Raw genomic sequence first — 18,323 nt, forward strand, 5'->3', positions numbered from 1 at the left:
ACGCAGGAATTCTGCGCAATCGACAATCCAACCATCGCAGATTTACAGACAAACGAACCGAACATAACTTGGTACGACGCGCCCAACGGTGGAAACGCATATGCGCCATCAGACCCATTGATGGATGGACAGAACTATTATGCCTCGCAGACAATCGCAGGATGTGAAAGTTCAGTGAGATTAATGGTTATGGTGGAAATTTTCTCATCGAGTGATCCAACAATAAGCTCAAATGGAGGTGATGCTATATGTCTTAATACTATAATTGAATATACCACGGAAACAGGCAACACGAATTACATCTGGAGTTTTACAGGTGGTGAAATTATAAATGGTGGAGGAACAAACGATAATTTTATTGAAATAGAATGGACAGAACTGAACAATACTTCGGTAAGTGTGTCTTATGATTCAGTTTCTGGATGTGGTTCTGGAGCTACAACTACCTTTAATGAAATAGTGGAAGTTTGTGCAGATATTATTATTTCAAAAGTTGTTAATGAAGATGAACCAAATGTAGGTGAAATTGTAACATTTACTATTTCGGTTGAAAACCTTGGGCCAAGTGACTTTTTCGATTTAGAAATTAGCGAACAGATACCTTCAGGTTATACTATTTCAGAATTTGAAACATCCATAGGAATTTATGATCCAACTACTGGAATTTGGAGTATAGATGTTCTTGCCGCAAATGAAACTGCTATTCTTACTTTAAAAGCTGAAGTTTTGGGAACTGGCGATTATCTAAATACCGCCTTCATTATATCTTCAACTCCTTTTGATTCTGACCCTTCCAACAATAGCTCCGAAGTAACTGTTTTTCCAAGTTGTTTAAAGGTTTACAATGAATTTTCCCCAAATTCAGACGGCATTAACGATTTATTTGTAGTCTCTTGTATCGAGAAATTTCCAAATAACACGCTGCAAATATTCAATCGTTATGGAAGCTTGGTTTATAAAAAGAACCGTTATGATAATTCTTGGGATGGATGTGCCAATGTAAATGGTGTTGCCAATAAAGATGAAGTTCTTCCTTCTGACACATACTATTATGTACTTGATTTAAAAGATAATAAAGACCCACTCGTTGGTTGGATTTTTATTGTGAAATAATCAAAGTTTTCTTCAAAAAAAGTTTCAACATAAAATACTACGCTATGAACTTATATATATTGTTAAATAGAAAAATAGTATTGCCAGCATTGATGCTTGCATCTACGGTTGTGTTTGCACAACAAAACCCGCAATACAGTCAATACCTTTATAATACGATGAGTATCAATCCGGGATATACTGGATCATTAGAAACGCTAGATATTGTAGCCTCTTACAGAAATCAATGGATGGGTATTGATGGAGCTCCCATCACTCAAAATTTTGGGATACACACTCCGTTACGAAATGACAAAATTGGAATAGGACTCAATATTGAAAATGATAAAATAGGGCCTGCAAATCAGTTTTACGTGGATGGTAACTTTTCATATACCCTTAAATTAAATTCAACTTTAAAATTGGGGCTTGGTCTTAAGGCCGGAGCTAAAATATTTAACGTAGATTTTTCGAGGGGAGAATTTCAAAATGAAAATGACCCAGCAAACATGAATGTAAACAATATGACATCAACGATTTTAGGAGCTGGTGGATATTTATATACAGATAATTGGTATTTGGGTTTTTCTGTACCCGATTTTATTACCAACAGGTATTTTGATGACGTTGAACAGGCTATTGGTGAAGAAGAAATTCAATATTTTTTAATTGGTGGATATGTATTTGAAGTGAACCCAGACTTAAAATTTAAACCCACTTTTTTAGCAAAATACCTTGAGGGTTTTCCATTTGTGGTAGATGTATCTGCAAACTTTCTAATAAAAGAAAAATTTTCTATAGGAGTTGCTTACAGATACGAAGATGCCATTAGTGCACTCGCTGGAATTGAAATAACCAACGGTATTTTTATAGGCTATTCCTATGACTACACATTTACAGATCTTACCAATTATAATTCTGGTACGCATGAAATTGTATTACGCTACACCTTACCAAAAAAGAACCGAAGAATAAACTCGCCAAGATTTTTTTAAACCTGAAAGACAATACTTATGAAAACACACGTACGCTATATATTCGTTTTTTTTACTATTTCTTGCTTTTCACAATCACAAATAAGAAAAGCAGACAAGCTATTTGATTCAAACGCATTTACAGCTGCAGCCGAAGAATACAATAGCTATATTGAAGATGAAAATAATATTTCAGCAGAAATATATTTAAAAGCTGCAGATGCAAATTACAATATAAATGAAATGCGTAAGGCTGTAACATATTATGAAAAGGCTTCTTCTGAAGACAAGCTGCTTTCTGAACCTTATTTAAAAAGATATGTTCATAGTTTAAGAAGCATTAGAGAATATGATAAAGCTGATGCTATTTTTACCAAACATCTTGCAAAAAATGGCAATACCGAAGCATTATCACTTTATAACGAAGAGATTAAAGCTTTTAGAGTACTGGAAGCAGACACTCAACCGTCAAGATATTCATTGACTAATGTTGAGATAAACTCAAAATACTCAGATTTTGCAAATATCATTTATAAAAATCAGCTTATTTTTTCTTCCTCTAGACCTGGAGCCGCCAAAGAACTCTATGCATGGAACGAACAACCCTATTTGAGTCAGTTTGTTTCAAATCAAAATGAGGACGGCAGTCTTGGAGAGCCCAAACTTTTTGCCTCGCAGGCAGGTTCAAAATTTCATGATTCAACCTTAGCAATTGTGCCAGAATCTAATGATGTTTATTATACATCTAATACATTGAAAAAAAATAAATTGGTCTTAGATGATTCAAACAATAATAATTTTAGCCTTTATAAAGGAAAGATAGAAGACGGAAAAATCACGGGCAAAGAAATTCTATTTTTTGACACCAAAGATTATTGTACGGGACATCCCTCAGTAAGTGATGACGGAAAATATTTGTTTTTTGCTTCAGACATGCCTGGAGGTTTTGGTGAAGCCGATATTTATTATTGTAAAATTTATGATGACGGAAAACTCTCTTCGCCAGTAAATGCTGGCGCTAAAATTAATACAGCAGGGAATGATTTCTTCCCCGTTTTTAAAGAAAACATATTATACTTTTCATCAAATGGTCATGTGGGTTTTGGCGGTATCGATATTTATGAAGCTAAATTTGAAGAGAACAAAACCTTTTCAATTCCTGAAAATTTAGGAAAAACTGTCAATACTTCGTATGATGATTTTCATCTAATTTTTAACAAAAACGAAAATACTGGCTACTTCTCCTCTAATCGCGAAGGTGGCAAAGGAGATGATGATATTTATTATTTTGAACGTGCTCCATTACCTTGTGATCAATACATTTCAGGAACCATAATTGACAAATTATCAAAGAAAAAACTTGAAGGCGTTCTTGTGACCGTTACAGACTCACTCGACTCTATAATGCAAACCGTACTAACAGATGTTGCAGGTAGGTATCAAGTTAAAATACCGTGTAAAAACAAGATTACTATACTGGCTACGAAAGAAAAATATCTTGAAAAATTTGACACCATAACAACTGGAGATATTAATGAACAAGCTACACCAGAAGTAAATTTTGAACTCAATAAAATAGAAGACATAATTATCAAGGATGAAAAAGGGGTTGAAAAGATAAAAATGGATCCCATATTTTTTGAATATAATAAAGCAGAAGTTACACCAGAAGCTGCTTTAGTTTTAAATAAAGCTGCGGAAGTAATGAAAGAAATCCCAAATATGGTTATCAAAATTGAAGCGCACACAGATTCAAGAGGAGCATCAAAATACAATCTTGACCTTTCTGACCGAAGAGCAAAAGCGACGCAGACTTACCTTTATGAACAAGGGATTGCCATAGAAAGAATTGAAAGCGCTAATGGTTTTGGAGAAAGTAGACCTCTCAACAAATGTGTGGATGGAGTTCGCTGTAGTGATGAAGAATATGACATAAACAGAAGATCTGATTTTATAATTATAAAAAAATAATATGCTATTCATCTGAAACATTTTACAAATAATCTTTTTTTGTTTATATTTAACATAGTTCCCCAACTCTGTTATTATGAATATTTTTCTTCAATCCCATGAAGTAAAATCAATTATCCAAATGGTTATGGAATCGCTACTGCTTAAAGCAAATGAAAGAAAGGTTGAAAAACAAATATCATTTACTGTTTATAATTTTTACAATGCTATCTATTTCGAAAAATTCAAAAAAAATCCTTTTAAGAAAATTGGACATCTAAAACATTGTTTCATCAACCCCAATATGGGAATACTTCCCCATGACCATGGAAATGAAGAATTAATCACCATTCAACTTTCTGGCACATTAATTCAAAAAACAAATGATGGTGAAACAAATGAGCTAAAACCAAATCAAATTTTATGGTTAAATCCTGTTTATGGAATCAAACATTTTGAATATAATCAAAGTAGTACAAATTATCTAGAATGTATCAGTATGGGAATTACAGCTAAAAAAAATGATATAAAAGATAAAAGCAAGCTCATCACGATTTCAAACAATAAAAATGTTTTAGAAACACTCATAACTCCAAATAACGCTGAAAAAAATTCGATTTCAATTCCACAGGATTTTTATATGCACTACGGAAATTTTAATACTTCACACACTTCTACATATACGCTCAAAAATAATAAGAACGGTTGTATCATTATAAATCAAAAAGGAAATCTTCAAGTTAATCAAACACAATTAAATGAATTGGACACTTTTTTTATATGGGATATTGAAGAGTTTAGCTTAAAAGCTGAAACGGATTCAAATTTTTTATTATTTGAATTATAATAATTTTTCACAAGTCTTTCCTCTAAAAATACCTCGGAAATTTTAATCTTTCCAAACCTCTCTACTTTCATTCTCCATCGAAACATTTCCGGAGCAGCCTCCGGTATTCTTGCTAGCGTGCTCTTCCAAATGGTTTTAGCAGAAATTTCAGCAAATAAAAACACCCTACTTAAAATTTAAAATCATAACAGATTTTTGATTTCATTTTAATTTCAGAAAACACTTGATGACCCTAAAACTGATAAAAGAGTAAAAAGTCACGCAACTTTTTACGATACCCGTAGACTACAAGAAAAGAATCCTTAAAAAATTGTTATGAAAAAGTTTAAAATATTATGTATCTGTTTAATAATTACCTCATTTGTTAATGCGCAAGATGTTGCTTGGCTAAATACAATTGGCTCAGAAGATTATGAGACCGTTAGGGTTATAAAAACAGACAGCGAAAATAATGTATATGTTTTGGGTGAGTTTAATGGAACGGTTGACTTTGATCCTGGAAACGACGTTTTTAATCTTACATCAAATGGTTTTAATGACATATATGTTCAAAAACTAGATAGCGAAGGGGCTCTTGTTTGGGCAATAGCTATAGGTGCTGAAACAGATTTAGATTATGCGAGAGATTTTGCAGTTACTGATGAAGGTAAAATATATATTGTGGGCGAATTTAGCGACACTTTAGACCTAGACCCTGGAACAGATGAATTTATTGTAGAAACTGAAGGACAAGAAGATGGGTTTATAATCGCCTTAAACGATAACGGTAGTTTCAGTAATGGTTTTAGTTTTGGAGGTGAGAGTTTTGACTATTTAAATGGAGTTGAAATTGCTCAAAATGGAAACGTAATTTTGACTGGATCGTTTTTTGGATTGGTAGATTTTGACCCAGGCACAGGGGTTGTGAATTTAAATTCAGCAAATGGAAACGCATTTGTACTTACCGTAACGCCTAGTTTACAATTTGTACATGTATTTTCATATGGAGGTTCCGGCGCAGGTTCAGTGATACCATTAAACGTTTTAGAGGACACTAATAATAACATAATTATAACGGGTACATTTAGTGGCACTGTAGATTTTGACCCAACCAACGGTGTTGAAGAATTAACAAGTACAGGAGGAACTAACTACTTTGTAGCAAAATATACAAATGCACAACAATTGGTTTGGGCAAAGGGTTTTGGCAATGGTGATGTTGACCAACGTCTTAGAGAATCAAGTTTAGATTCCAACAACAATATATTGCTTACCGGTGGTTTTGGCGGGACTATGGATGTAAATCCTAATGCAGGTATTTTTGAAATAACATCACAAGGAAATTCTGATATATTCATAGTCAAACTTACTGAAGCTGGTGGTCTAAGTTGGGCGAAAGCAATTGGGAGTGACGATTTTGATCCTGACGAAGGCTTTTCAATTACTACAAACAGTCAAGATGACGTAATTGTTTCAGGTAAGTTTTTAAAAACAGTCGATTTTGACCCAGGAGCTGGAATCTACGAACTAACTTCTAATGGCGGTAAAGAAATATTTGTTTTACAATTAAATAACGAAGGCGAATTTAAAGCAGCTTATAGCATGGGAGGCCCAGATAGAGATACTGGTGCTGCAGCAGCAATAGACGCCAATGACGCAATTATAATTGGTGGAACTTTTAGAGACACTGCAGATTTACAACCTGGAATTGGCGTTAACAATATTACATCAAATGGAAATGCAGACGCTTTTGTTATCAAGCTGAACAATCTCACATTAAGTATTGGAGACAATACAATTAGCGCTTCGGAAATTGTAGCCTACCCAAACCCTACTACTGGCATTGTTAATTTAAGAGTTCCCAATACAAACAGCGCAATCAAAGTGACTATTTGCAACATGCTCGATCAAGTGGTTTTTGAGCAGAAATTTCAGCAGGAAGAAAATGTACTTTTCAAATTACCTGAAGCCAATGGACTTTATCTCTGTAATATTTCGGTTGGAAATACCAGCCAAACCATCAAATTGATAAAAGAGTAAAAAAACACGCAACTTTTTACGACACCCGTAGACTATAAGAAAAGAACACTTAAAAAATTGCTATGAAAAAGATTTTTAAAATATTGTTATTCGTCTTTGCTGCAGTAATCATTTCGTGCCAAGATGAACCTGTGGCAGAAGATATCATAAACCGAAATATGGTTGATGAAGAACTGTTCAACTTCTTACAGAGCACTGCCGGTAGTGATGACCTTAGCATTGATTGTATAAAGTTTAATTATTCATTTACGGTTTTTGAATTTGACACGGCTGGCGAGATTGTAAGAGCTACTGCAATTTTTGATGATTTTCAATTTGTGCAGTTTTTAGATAATGTACCAGAAAACAACACTATTAGCATCAACTACCCTATCGCAGGAACACTTGAAAATGGAGAGGTAGTCAATATAGAAACAAATGAGCAACTTAAGGAAGCCATACAACGGTGTGCCAAAGAGGAATATCAAATTCGTTGTAATAACACACTTAAAGATTGTAACTGGAAAGTAGTCCCCGTTGACGACGAACCAAACGATTATGAAGGTAGTGTCTATTCACTAAAAAGTAGTGGGAAAGTTGAATTCCATCATCAAAGCAATGTTTATTTTGGAACTTGGGTTACCTTATATATTGGAGATGTGCTATACTTGAATATCGACCTCAACGATGACGAAGATATTGAAACATTCTGGGATGCAAATTGGACAATCGAACTTCGTACCCTTAATGATATTTATCTTGAAAACGACGGAACAAATGTTGCGCTCAAAAAAGATTGTTCATTAGATTGTAACAGCTCAACATTGAGAGCTTGCGAAGCAGACGACACACCGGGACAAGCTGTATTTAATTTTTTAAGTTATACTTCTTGCTTTGAAATACCTTTTGGGCACAATGCACTTGAAGCTATAACACATAATTTTTATGAAACCGAAATGGATGCCCTTGAAGCCATCAACCCGATTTCAAATACCGAATATACAAACACCACAAATCCACAGACTATTTTTGTGAGAACTGCGTATATTGAAACCCAAGAGCTTTTACAAATCAAAGAAATTACGCTAGAAGTAGCACCCTGTCCTGAAGGATAAAATTGTTTAAAAATTCAACAAACCTAAAAATATTGGATTTAAACCACCTTATTAAACAATGCATAAAAAATGATAGAAACGCACAGAGCTCCCTGTATGCAGAGTATAAAGACACGCTGTATTTTCTTTCATTAAAGTACTGTCGCAATCAAGCAGACGCCGAGGATAATCTGCACGATAGCTTTATGACCATTTTTGATAGGATTAAAACGTATAGGCACGGTGGTTCTTTTGAAGGATGGATGAAACGCATCACTATTTTTAAAGCGATTGACAAATACAAAACTAAAAAACCAGTCGCCATTGAAATAAATGATGACATTCTAGAAGACAACGTGAATATTGAGGAGGAGTTAGAATACATTTCGCTGGATACATTATTAACCTGTATTCAAGAATTGCCTGATCAATATAGACTGGTTTTTAACTTGTATCAATTGGACGGTTTTAGTCACAAAGAGATAAGTACCATGTTAGGAATTACTGAAAGTACGTCCAAATCAAATTACCATCGTGCTAAGCTCCAATTGAGAGATAAAATAAACATATATAGAAATATTCCAAATACCAAGGTGTATGAAAAATGAAAAAGAAATAGGAAACGCTTTTGAAAAAAAGTTAGAAGGTGCAACAAAGCAGGCACCACCAGCTATTTGGGAAAAAATCAACGAATCGCTGGACCATAGAGATCGTCGTCGAAAGAGAGCATTCTGGATTTGGGGAGCAGGCATTTTGCTCATTGGCCTTCTAGGTATTTACATAATAACAGACTTAAATGATAACCCAATTAACATTGTCGATACGCAAAAAACAAATAACAGTAATGATAAAAACAGCCCAACAACACCTTCGGAAATAGATAACAACGAAGAAATCAATCCAGGTGAAAAATTAAATAAAAAATATATTGAGGGAGAAATTTCGGAAGGAACCACTACTAAAACCGATGGGCAAATGGTATCTAAAGATGATAATGAGATTGAAATTTCAGAAGAAAAAGCAACCCAATCTACTCCCAAACTTAAAAAAACTAAAGAAAGAGTAATAGATGAAGATTATGATGTGACAAAAAATTACCGCTATTACAATAGCAAAACGAAAGAGGACATCATTACCGAAAACAAAAAATTGATGGATAGTGTGGTTCAAAAAAACATCCAACTGCAAAAAAGTCTAGACTCGATTACCGAGTTAAATTCAAAAATGGAGAAAAAGAAAGACTCTTTGTAAATTTTAAATGCCCGCAATAATGCGGGCATTTTTTATCATCTTGTTTTAATAAAAGATACGTGTTAGCTCAATTAGAGCACAACGTTAAAGTAAAGGGATATTCTCTGTTTTGACTGTACATTATCATCAAACAAATTCTGGTATAGAGGCAACGTATAACTGGCACCAAAGATGAAAGTTTTTACAGTTAGCTCTGTACCTAAAGTAGCATTTAATATTGAACCATTAGTAGCATTTAAAGTTTGTCCATACTGTTCTATACTTCCGTAAACATCTCCAGAAACCCCAATAAACGGCGTAATCTTCATCTTCTCTCGAGCCATCAATGTGTATAGGTTTGTAGCGTAACTAAACTGATCACCAAACTTATATTCATTCTTGTTCTCACTTTTTGCATAGTAGCTTATCAAAGTATTTAAGCCTATTTTGTTACCAGCATAATTATAACCAGCCGAAAGTATAACATCTAAACTACCCGTTCCAACTTGAAATCCTGGGTTTATATTATCTGCCAATCGTTCTTCGAATTTACCCGTAGGGAGTTTAGCTCCTAATCCTATTTGAACAGAGTGACCAGAGTTTTCTTTCTCTACTGAAAAATCTATATTATCTGATTTTTTATCCTTATAAAAAACATACTTATACCAACCAATAACGCTTATGTCTCCCAATCCATTTAAGTTTTCATCGATTCCATTAAAAGACCTGTTAAGATATTGATATGGTATTGTCGCGTTGACAAAAAAAGAATCTTTAATAGGCACTTGTGCCCATATTTGGTATGTATTGAATGTTTCTTTGCTAATTGGTGAATTTTCAAATATCCCATTTTTAGATTCATAATTTTGATACATATAACGCACTCCAATAAAGTTTGAATTACCTAGTGTACCATAACCAAAACTTCCACTACTTGTAGCACATCCACAGAGGTCACAAAAAACTTTTTGCGGTTCAAAATCACTATGTTCTGTAAGGATATCACATGCATCTGAAGAATTGACGCTCCCAATTAGCAACAAAAAAATTATTGCTATTTGTTTAAAATTCTGAAAAACGTTCATCTTCTAAAAATTTAGTGTCTGTCAATGTTTTTAGAAAAGCAATTAAACTTTCCTTTTCATAAGATGTAAGGGAAATCCCGTACGTATTGTTGTCTCTCAATAATGATGGGTCAACATTTCCATTATCCACCATACCTGTATCATAAAAATTGAGTACAGCCTCTAATGTTGAAAATCTACCGTCATGCATATATGGATATGTAAATTCAATATTTCTAAGGCTGGGAACTTTAAATTTATAAAGGTCATTTGGATCTTCTAAAACATTGAAACGACCTTTATCTTCTAATAATGGATTAACATGTAATCCATTGTTTCTAAAGGTTTGGTCTGTAAACAAATCGGTAGCATGGCAGGAACTACATTTGTTATCAAATGTTTGCAATCCATCCATTTCAAGTGGTGACAATGTCACCCCCTCTTCGTTTCTAATAAATTTATCATAATTAGAATTTGAAGAAATCATCATTACCATAAATTGTGATAATGCCTTTAACATGTTTTCGGTGTTGATTTCACCATCTTCAAATGCTCTAACAAATTGGTCTTGGTAATAAGTATCTTCCTTAAGTTTAGAAATAACATTGCTGAGCGTCTCTCCCATTTCTAGTTCACTCGTAATAGGAATTATGGGCTGGAGGTCCAAATGTGATGCCGCACCATCCCACATAAACAAACTTTGAAAGCCTAGATTTTGAATGGGCTGTGCATTTCTAAAACCTACTCCACCGTTTACTCCATGACTTAAGGTATGGCCATGATGTGTAAATGCAAATGCTTGTTCATGACAAAAAGCACATGCAATAGCATTGTTTGACGACAGTTTACCCTCGTAAAATAGCTTTTTCCCTAACTCAAAACCTGCTTCAGTAACTAAGTTATTGTCTATATTGTAAGCCAACTCAGGAAAATTTGACGGAATCTCAAATTGTACAGGTACTGCCTCATAAACGGGCACATCTGCATCATTTGAACACGAAAAGAGAAAAAACAGCCCTAACCCTAAAAAAAATATATTTTTCATACGATTTGTTTTAAAAAGAGCTACCGAAGTTTTTTAAACCTCAGTAGCTCTTTATTCATTATTCGTTATGTACGTGATCTACAGCAAACATACCTTGAATGTTTGTAGCTATTACTGCAGTTTCAATAGCATCTGTATGAACTTGATCGTAACCATCCATAAAGTTAACCGAGGTAGCACCATCAAACACCCTTGAAATATCACTCTTAATATGTATTTCTGGAGTTTTATCAGTCCTTACTCGAGCATTATTACCTAGTGCAAGCGTTACTTCTTTATAGTTGTCAAGAGATGTACCTACACTCCCCATATGAACATTTAATGCTTCATTATCTATTGTTGCGCTTGAGTAAGTTCCATCAAGTCTAATAAACTTATAACCAGATGCCCAACTCCACATCATACCTTCCTCAGCGGCATGCTCTAAAAACTCTCCCTGTCCATCTGCTCCAAGTAAAAATCGTTCTTGATCAATTCCTACACCAAATGTTATAGATACATAATCTGCCGCATCAACGTTGCTTAATGTAATAAATATTTCTCCAGCGTTGTTACCATCCATTTCATCTACAATAAATACATTATCTGCAGTAGGATACTCAAAGATATTTCCTTCTATATCTGTAAACCGTATGTTACTTACTATATATTTAAGGTTATCTAATTTATAGGATTCCCCATTAGATTTGTTGTAGGTAGTTCCAAAAATAAAATCTTGGTCTGCTACTCCATTATCAAATTTTATAATTAGATTTCCTGTTTGCCCGGTTAAAACTTCTCCCGAACCGTCGTCATCACTTGAACATGATATGATAATCGCACACGATAGTATGGCAAGTGTATATTTTAATATTTTCATTTTTATAAATTGTTTTGTTTATTTTTTTTTCCAAAATTTATTTTAATCCCAAATTAATGGAATACGAATGCTAGCCATAAACAGTCTTATCCTAAAGCGACTTTAAATTAGGGTCTCGTTTTAAAAATTGAGCCATAAGATATCTCTTCGGAAATAAAACCAAAATAACGCCAACACCATTGCCCCAATAAAATAAAGGCAATGCATAAAAAATAAAATCTAAACTATGGGAGGTTTGAAATGAAAATAACTATAATCAAACGTGTAAAATTCTTCAATTTTAGAAGAAACTTCCTTTTTCGAAACAAATATCTTAGAAAACTCTATTTCATTTTGAAAGTGGAAATACAAAGGGAAAAAAGACTCTACAATATGCAATGTAGAATTATTTGAATCTCCATCATTCGAAGAACTGGAAAGCAATTGTTTTGACAAATGACACTTACCATTACACGACATCTCTGGAACATCTTTATTCACACAATACTTTTCAATAATATAATCAATATTGAGTTGGAAGTACGCAAAGTACCCAACATGATACATAGGCCTTGAGGCGATACTAATGAACAATGTTATGACGAAAAAAAATTTCAGAGAAGTAAAATTTAATGTTACAAAAATACTATAAAACGAAAAATTATGAGGCTGAAAGCAACAAAATAATTTAGAAAACTTCTCCCCCAAAAATTCTAATTATTTATGATTATTAGTATTTTGTAACCTTTTAAATCCAATTTTCGTATTATATATATTAGACCTATTTTACGTTATTTGTATAAGCCAAATCTGTAATTTTAAAAAAACATAAATATTGAACCCATAAACCCTAACGACAGTATTTTTGTGCGAAAGCTCAAATTAAACTGTTCGTTTTTTGATTGATGAATGCCTCCGGCTGATTACCGGAGGTTTTTTTTATCTCAACTATTTTTATGACTTTTGTAAAGTGATTTTTTGATCTATGAATTATACTATTTGTTATACCAGTAAGGCCATGGAAGGCCTAAATGAAGCTTCGGTGGAACTTATTTTCTTGATTACACAGGAAAATAATGTGGCAAAAAATATTACGGGAATTTTACTTTACAGTTTAGGGAATTTTTTCCAAGTACTCGAAGGGGATGAAAAGACGGTAAAAGAACTTTATGATGAGCATATTAAAGTTGACCCAAGACATAAAGACGTTTTTGAAATTACAAGCAAAAATGCCCCAGCCGTTTTTTCAGAATATAATTCGCTCTTTAAGATTATTAAATCGAGTGAAGAGCTAATTAATCTTCAAGAATATCTTTCACTAAATAACATAAGTAGCACTTCAAATAAGTTTCAGCGTTTGTTGAACACATTTATCATTTAAAATTCAAAAAGAATTTTATTTTTTGTGTTAAATAAATACTGTTTTCCATTAATCTCAGATTTTAGTAAAATGTACATTTGGGTATGGGATATACTATATGCTATATAAGCAAGGCCAAAGAGGGCTTGACCCCTCAAGAAATTGAGGACATCTTCAACAAAACATACACAAAAAATTCGCTAAAATCGATTACCGGAATTTTGATTCACGGGATGGGGAACTTTTTTCAAATTCTCGAAGGAGAAAAAAATGAAATCCTTCCCCTGTTTGAAGATATCATAAAGAAAGACGCGCGACATGCAGATATTTTTGAAGTGATAAGCAAACCCAAAGATGTTGCCATCTTTGCCAATTACCGCTCACATTTTAATATTATAAGAACAAATGAACAACTTGAGGATGTAAAGAAGTATCTTCGCGAGCATGATATAAATACAACGACAGATAAGCTTCAACGCTTGTTAAGTCCATTTATCCTTTAAGTTATGAGCAAAACTTTTATAGCACCATCAATACTCGCAGCAGACTTTGCAAATCTACAACGCGATATTGAAATGGTGAACAATAGCGAAGCAGATTGGTTTCACATAGACATCATGGATGGTGTTTTTGTCCCAAATATCTCTTTTGGAATGCCTGTTTTAAAAGCTATTACACAACACGCAAAAAAAACCATTGATGTGCATTTAATGATTGTAGACCCGGACAGGTATATTCAAACATTTGCAGACCTTGGCGCAAACATACTTACTGTTCACTACGAAGCCTGCACGCATTTACACCGCACCTTACAAGCAATAAAAGCTGCAGGAATGCAAGCTGGTGTGGCATTGAACCCACATACAAATATTGCCCTTTTAGAAGATGTAATCAATGATATTGACCTCGTTTGTTTGATGAGTGTCAACCCAGGTTTTGGAGGGCAGAGTTTTATTGAAAACACATACAATAAAGTAGAAGCTCTAAAAGAAATGATTGATGATCACGGAGCATCCACTAAAATTGAAATCGACGGTGGCGTTACCAATAATAATGCAAAACAACTTGCCGAAGCTGGCGCAGATGTACTCGTTGCCGGAAGCTATGTATTCAAATCTGAAAACCCAACGCAAACCATCGCCGGATTAAAAGATTTGCTGAAATAAAATTTATTATAGTTAAAACCTTAAGGTTAAATGTTAATCAGAATTTCGATTGATATTTAACCTTTATTTTTGCACCATACTTGATACTATGGCTTCAAATAAAATTTCAAAAAATACCATTATTATTGGCGCGGGACCCATTGGGATTGCTTGTGCGCTTGAATGCAGAAAAAATAATATTGATTATTTAGTGATAGAAAAAGGAGCGTTGACAAATTCAATTTTCAACTATCCATTGAACATGCATTTTTTTTCGACTTCGGAAAAATTAGAACTCGATAATATTCCATTTATAAGTAAAAACCCTAAGCCCGATAGAAACGAAGCACTCGAATATTACCGTAGGGTTGCGACCTCAAATGAGCTAGAAATCAACTTATTTGAAACTGTAATAGATATTCAAAAGGAAGCCGAAAATTTTTCGGTAAAAACCAACAAAGCGTCCTACATTTCGAGTCATGTAATCATCGCCACAGGGTTTTACGACATCCCCGCCCTACTCAAAGTACCAGGCGAAGAATTGCCCAAAGTAACCCACTACTACAAAGAAGCGCATCCCTACGTCATGCAAAAAGTAGCCGTCGTTGGCGCAAGCAATAGTGCCGTTGACGCTGCCCTTGAAATCTACCGCAAAGGTGGCGACGTTACCATGATTGTACGTGGAAAAGAAATAGGCGAACGTGTAAAATATTGGGTGCGCCCAGACATCATCAATCGTATTGAAGAAGGAAGCATCAAGGCCTTTTTCTCTTCGGAAATTTTAAAGATTGAACCTTTACAGATTACCATTAAAACTCCAGATGGTATTAAAAAAATAAAGAATGATGCTGTGGTAGCTTTGACGGGATATCGCCCTAATTTTGATTTCTTAAAATCTTCAGGAATTGAAATTTCCGAAGAAAATAAAATTCCGAAGTACAATCCGCAAACTATGGAAAGTAACGTAAGTGGTCTTTACCTCGCCGGTGTTATTTGTGGCGGTACCGAAACGCATAAATGGTTTATCGAGAATTCAAGGATACATGCTAAAATGATTATTGAGGACTTAAAGAAGTGAAAAATAAAGATTGAATACTGAATGTTAAGAACCACCCCGATTCAGCAAAGCTGAACCACCCCTTCTTAAAAAAACGAGGGGAACATTTCCATCTTTTTTCACTACATCTACCAGCCAAAGGCGTCCTACCCGCTACCAGCTTTTTCACTACCAACTACCGACTAAAAGAATATTGACTATTCAATACCCCGCCACTCGCATGTTTAATGAAGTCCTCACTAAATTATACACTTTAGGGAATGTGCTTTTTAACTCTGCGGGAGATTCCATAAAATACTCAGCCAAGACAGCCATAAATTCGTACTGATTTGTGAAGGCGTAGTCTCTAAAAAATCGGGTTTCATCCAATAATTTTTTAAGCTCTTCATTACTCAACCTTTTTAAGATTTCGTTGAATTGTTTTAAAAATCTAGAAGCATCAATATCGTTTGAAACCTTTGCTTCAATATGCATGGCGTGCATAAATTCATGAATACCTAAGTTGATATTATCATCTTCAATGGAGTAGCCGTCTTCAAAATCTTTCCATGAAAAAACGAGCGTTTTTTCCTTGGGATTAAATTCTCCTTTATGAAAAGCCTCGTTGTTATTGCTATAAAATTCGTTGGGGAAAATCAAGATGTTATCAATGAGAGAATAGGTATAATTTTTTCTCCCGAAACTAAGCATCACTCCTACTGCCGCAATGAGCGTTTTCATTTTTTCAGTAACATGGAGTCCCTCGCGACCTACGAAATTCTTTTCTGAAATGAAAGTTGAAACCCTATGTTGAAATTGCTTTTTTTGTTTGACGGTCAATTTTCCGTAGAAAGAAAAATGAAGTTCTAAAATCTTTATTTGTGAATGAGTGAGCTTTCTAAAAACAAACAAATTTGTGTACAAAGGCCTGTCTTTGTTGTCAGCATACCAATTTTCATAAATCCGAAAAAAGAAAAACAAAAGACCTATTAGCACAATTGACAACGCGTAAGGTGCGAGCCATTCATAATTGCTACTAACAAATTGTATTGCCATATTTTGAAATAAAAAGCACAAAATGCTCATAATTTAAACGGCATTTTGTGCTTTAAAGTATATTTTGAGGTTGACTAATTTCGGTTTAAAATACTCAAAATGTACCAAAATAATAACATTAATGATGCGAACAATCCTAAGGCTGCACCTACATATTGGTCCTCGCTGTATTTATGCACCATGTTTGAGGTTTGGTACAAAATTGATCCAGAAGCCAATGCAATCATTCCCACACTGAACCAAAGGCCTAAATTGAAACCGAACAACGTTCCAGCGATTATCAATCCTAATGCGATGAAAAAACCAATAGCGAGTATTGATTTCAAGAATGAAAAATCTTTTTTAGTCAATAAAACAATAGCAGAAAGTCCTGTAAATAAAGACAAGGTCATAATCGCAGCTTGACTTAAAATATGAGAACCTCCGTCGCCCGCGGTGTACATTGCCATAAAAATAAGCGGGATAAAAATAAAGGCTTCGGCGATTACGTAAATCAATAAAGCCAAGTATTGTTTTGTGGTATCATGATTTTCGATAGCCATTTTCTCTGCATAGCTCGTTACTAACATAAACCCACCCAACATTAATAACCAAGTCCAACCTTGAGTTAATGAAAGTGCAAAATTTACTAAAGGTTCAATTTGAAAAAACACCATTTCTACGAGCACAAAAAGCAAAACTGCCAATGCCAAGTGAGTGTATGTTTTTCTATAAAATGCAACTCTTTTTTCTGAAGTCAAGTCTTGAATAAAAAGTTGTGATTGCGGTTGTTGTATTTCTTCCATGGTACTTGTCCGCTCTTGCGGAAAATTTAGTGTTAATTTTTTTAAATTCTGAAATTAAATATAATCAAATACTGTGCTATTTTATTTCAAATTACCTTTAAAATTTATAAAATTTGATAATCTCTGAAAACTTTGATTGTAGCGTTATACGCAATGAAACAAGAACGCTTCTCCCCTTTTATATTTCCGAAGTTATTTAAAAAATTGAATTTCTATTTTTTACTACTATCGCCTTTAAAATGCTGGGCACTACTTTTAAAAAGCACATTAAATGTAGTCAAACTGCCATAACAGCGCGTGATATATTGTTGCAAATCTACTTTGTCTTGGTCGTCCATAGTTTTACTACTATTTATTTTTTGTTCCATCACTCGTAATCTATCGCGCAACATTACAATTTTATGGAAAAAGGTGTTGATAGGGATTTCTTTATTGGAAAGACTCACGTCCTTAGGTTGCAAAATCATCGTTCCTCCTTTGTACTTATCTGCCAATGGCACAACTTCACTTACATCACTCCACTTTTTTAAAATTTCCCGGAGCGAATTTTCAACTTCATAAAAACTTACGGTGTCCACATCATCATCTGCAGATTCAATGACTTCAAAATCTGTATCTACGTCTATGGTTTCAAGACCATTGTCTATAAATGTCACCCAATATTGGGTGGGAGACACATTTGTTACTACTCCTTTTCCATGTTCGGGATGGTTAATTCTTGAACCTATTCCTAATATTCTTTTCATCTTTTTTTATTTTTCTTAAACTTAATCAATAAATTGAAAGTACGATTTTTTATTATTTCTGCC

Annotated in this window: 18 protein-coding genes; 12 read left to right on the plus strand and 6 right to left on the minus strand. The window is 34.0% G+C overall.

Features of this window, described 5'->3' with window-relative positions; genetic code table 11:
• From ACSHW7_RS12810 to ACSHW7_RS12845, 8 genes are all read left to right on the plus strand, one after another.
• Nucleotides 1-1,113 (plus strand): gliding motility-associated C-terminal domain-containing protein (locus tag ACSHW7_RS12810; protein ID WP_435679761.1); only part of this gene is annotated, 1,113 nt, incomplete at its 5' end.
• 44 nt (nt 1,114-1,157) lie between these two features.
• Complete coding sequence (locus ACSHW7_RS12815) at nt 1,158-2,087, plus strand: PorP/SprF family type IX secretion system membrane protein (RefSeq protein WP_435679762.1); 930 nt, start codon at nt 1,158-1,160, stop codon at nt 2,085-2,087.
• Between the two features lie 18 nt (nt 2,088-2,105).
• Nucleotides 2,106-4,037, plus strand: coding sequence for an OmpA family protein (locus ACSHW7_RS12820; RefSeq protein WP_435679763.1), 1,932 nt, complete (start codon nt 2,106-2,108; stop codon nt 4,035-4,037).
• Nucleotides 4,038-4,164: 127 nt separating this feature from the next.
• Nucleotides 4,165-4,863, plus strand: a complete 699-nt coding sequence (locus ACSHW7_RS12825; protein WP_435679764.1) for a pirin family protein — start codon at nt 4,165-4,167, stop codon at nt 4,861-4,863.
• A gap of 315 nt (nt 4,864-5,178) precedes the next feature.
• Nucleotides 5,179-6,882 (plus strand): T9SS type A sorting domain-containing protein, encoded by a 1,704-nt coding sequence (locus ACSHW7_RS12830; protein ID WP_435679765.1) that lies wholly within the window; start codon nt 5,179-5,181, stop codon nt 6,880-6,882.
• Between the two features lie 62 nt (nt 6,883-6,944).
• Nucleotides 6,945-7,976, plus strand: coding sequence for a hypothetical protein (locus ACSHW7_RS12835; protein WP_435679766.1), 1,032 nt, complete (start codon nt 6,945-6,947; stop codon nt 7,974-7,976).
• Nucleotides 7,977-8,008: 32 nt separating this feature from the next.
• Entirely contained in the window at nt 8,009-8,563 is a 555-nt protein-coding gene (locus ACSHW7_RS12840; RefSeq protein ID WP_435679767.1) for an RNA polymerase sigma factor, read from the plus strand.
• Nucleotides 8,553-9,206: a hypothetical protein gene (locus tag ACSHW7_RS12845; protein WP_435679768.1), complete on the plus strand. Its 654-nt coding sequence runs from the start codon at nt 8,553-8,555 to the stop codon at nt 9,204-9,206. Before ACSHW7_RS12840 ends, ACSHW7_RS12845 begins: the two co-directional genes overlap by 11 nt.
• A gap of 71 nt (nt 9,207-9,277) precedes the next feature.
• Here the strand turns inward: ACSHW7_RS12845 and ACSHW7_RS12850 are convergent, their stop codons facing one another.
• Genes ACSHW7_RS12850 through ACSHW7_RS12860 form a run of 3 tightly spaced genes read right to left on the minus strand, consistent with a single transcriptional unit; the run spans nt 9,278 to nt 12,153 of the window.
• A complete protein-coding gene (locus ACSHW7_RS12850; RefSeq protein WP_435679769.1) occupies nt 9,278-10,270 on the minus strand; it encodes a hypothetical protein in 993 nt (330 codons plus the stop codon).
• The gene (locus ACSHW7_RS12855; protein ID WP_435679770.1) at nt 10,248-11,294 is read right to left on the minus strand and encodes a cytochrome-c peroxidase; all 1,047 of its coding nucleotides are present in this window, start codon (nt 11,292-11,294) and stop codon (nt 10,248-10,250) included. Before ACSHW7_RS12855 ends, ACSHW7_RS12850 begins: the two co-directional genes overlap by 23 nt.
• Nucleotides 11,295-11,352: 58 nt before the next feature.
• Complete coding sequence (locus tag ACSHW7_RS12860) at nt 11,353-12,153, minus strand: MbnP family protein (RefSeq protein ID WP_435679771.1); 801 nt, start codon at nt 12,151-12,153, stop codon at nt 11,353-11,355.
• A 964-nt stretch (nt 12,154-13,117) separates the two neighbouring features.
• Between ACSHW7_RS12860 and ACSHW7_RS12865 the strand changes: the two genes are divergently transcribed.
• The 4 genes from ACSHW7_RS12865 to ACSHW7_RS12880 all read left to right on the plus strand — a co-directional run bounded on the left by ACSHW7_RS12865 (nt 13,118) and on the right by ACSHW7_RS12880 (nt 15,715).
• Nucleotides 13,118-13,513, plus strand: coding sequence for a BLUF domain-containing protein (locus tag ACSHW7_RS12865; RefSeq protein WP_435679772.1), 396 nt, complete (start codon nt 13,118-13,120; stop codon nt 13,511-13,513).
• 83 nt (nt 13,514-13,596) lie between these two features.
• Entirely contained in the window at nt 13,597-13,995 is a 399-nt protein-coding gene (locus ACSHW7_RS12870; protein WP_435679773.1) for a BLUF domain-containing protein, read from the plus strand.
• Nucleotides 13,996-13,998: 3 nt separating this feature from the next.
• A complete protein-coding gene (gene rpe / locus ACSHW7_RS12875) occupies nt 13,999-14,658 on the plus strand; it encodes a ribulose-phosphate 3-epimerase (protein ID WP_435679774.1) in 660 nt (219 codons plus the stop codon).
• Between the two features lie 88 nt (nt 14,659-14,746).
• Nucleotides 14,747-15,715, plus strand: a complete 969-nt coding sequence (locus ACSHW7_RS12880; protein WP_435679775.1) for a YpdA family putative bacillithiol disulfide reductase — start codon at nt 14,747-14,749, stop codon at nt 15,713-15,715.
• Nucleotides 15,716-15,895: 180 nt separating this feature from the next.
• Here ACSHW7_RS12880 and ACSHW7_RS12885 read toward each other — a convergent pair whose 3' ends face one another.
• The 3 genes from ACSHW7_RS12885 to ACSHW7_RS12895 all read right to left on the minus strand — a co-directional run bounded on the left by ACSHW7_RS12885 (nt 15,896) and on the right by ACSHW7_RS12895 (nt 18,260).
• Complete coding sequence (locus ACSHW7_RS12885; protein WP_435679776.1) at nt 15,896-16,729, minus strand: zinc-dependent peptidase; 834 nt, start codon at nt 16,727-16,729, stop codon at nt 15,896-15,898.
• A 74-nt stretch (nt 16,730-16,803) separates the two neighbouring features.
• Nucleotides 16,804-17,514, minus strand: a complete 711-nt coding sequence (locus ACSHW7_RS12890) for a Bax inhibitor-1/YccA family protein (RefSeq protein WP_435679777.1) — start codon at nt 17,512-17,514, stop codon at nt 16,804-16,806.
• A gap of 212 nt (nt 17,515-17,726) precedes the next feature.
• The gene (locus ACSHW7_RS12895; RefSeq protein WP_435679778.1) at nt 17,727-18,260 is read right to left on the minus strand and encodes a hypothetical protein; all 534 of its coding nucleotides are present in this window, start codon (nt 18,258-18,260) and stop codon (nt 17,727-17,729) included.
• Nucleotides 18,261-18,323: the final 63 nt, after the last annotated feature.

The sequence above is a fragment of the Patiriisocius sp. genome, assembly GCF_051252435.1.
Taxonomy (GTDB): Bacteria; Bacteroidota; Bacteroidia; order Flavobacteriales; family Flavobacteriaceae; genus Patiriisocius.

What these genes read in the sequence shown, in the direction of transcription:
- ACSHW7_RS12815 (WP_435679762.1), top strand. Translation starts at nt 1,158, where the DNA reads ATGAACTTATATATATTGTTAAATAGAAAAATAGTATTGCCAGCATTG.
- ACSHW7_RS12885 (WP_435679776.1), bottom strand. Translation starts at nt 16,729, where the DNA reads ATGGCAATACAATTTGTTAGTAGCAATTATGAATGGCTCGCACCTTAC.
- ACSHW7_RS12820 (WP_435679763.1), top strand. Translation starts at nt 2,106, where the DNA reads ATGAAAACACACGTACGCTATATATTCGTTTTTTTTACTATTTCTTGC.
- ACSHW7_RS12895 (WP_435679778.1), bottom strand. Translation starts at nt 18,260, where the DNA reads ATGAAAAGAATATTAGGAATAGGTTCAAGAATTAACCATCCCGAACAT.
- ACSHW7_RS12835 (WP_435679766.1), top strand. Translation starts at nt 6,945, where the DNA reads ATGAAAAAGATTTTTAAAATATTGTTATTCGTCTTTGCTGCAGTAATC.
- ACSHW7_RS12850 (WP_435679769.1), bottom strand. Translation starts at nt 10,270, where the DNA reads ATGAACGTTTTTCAGAATTTTAAACAAATAGCAATAATTTTTTTGTTG.
- ACSHW7_RS12880 (WP_435679775.1), top strand. Translation starts at nt 14,747, where the DNA reads ATGGCTTCAAATAAAATTTCAAAAAATACCATTATTATTGGCGCGGGA.
- rpe (WP_435679774.1), top strand. Translation starts at nt 13,999, where the DNA reads ATGAGCAAAACTTTTATAGCACCATCAATACTCGCAGCAGACTTTGCA.
- ACSHW7_RS12825 (WP_435679764.1), top strand. Translation starts at nt 4,165, where the DNA reads ATGGAATCGCTACTGCTTAAAGCAAATGAAAGAAAGGTTGAAAAACAA.
- ACSHW7_RS12855 (WP_435679770.1), bottom strand. Translation starts at nt 11,294, where the DNA reads ATGAAAAATATATTTTTTTTAGGGTTAGGGCTGTTTTTTCTCTTTTCG.
- ACSHW7_RS12860 (WP_435679771.1), bottom strand. Translation starts at nt 12,153, where the DNA reads ATGAAAATATTAAAATATACACTTGCCATACTATCGTGTGCGATTATC.
- ACSHW7_RS12865 (WP_435679772.1), top strand. Translation starts at nt 13,118, where the DNA reads ATGAATTATACTATTTGTTATACCAGTAAGGCCATGGAAGGCCTAAAT.
- ACSHW7_RS12845 (WP_435679768.1), top strand. Translation starts at nt 8,553, where the DNA reads ATGAAAAATGAAAAAGAAATAGGAAACGCTTTTGAAAAAAAGTTAGAA.
- ACSHW7_RS12890 (WP_435679777.1), bottom strand. Translation starts at nt 17,514, where the DNA reads ATGGAAGAAATACAACAACCGCAATCACAACTTTTTATTCAAGACTTG.
- ACSHW7_RS12830 (WP_435679765.1), top strand. Translation starts at nt 5,179, where the DNA reads ATGAAAAAGTTTAAAATATTATGTATCTGTTTAATAATTACCTCATTT.
- ACSHW7_RS12870 (WP_435679773.1), top strand. Translation starts at nt 13,597, where the DNA reads ATGGGATATACTATATGCTATATAAGCAAGGCCAAAGAGGGCTTGACC.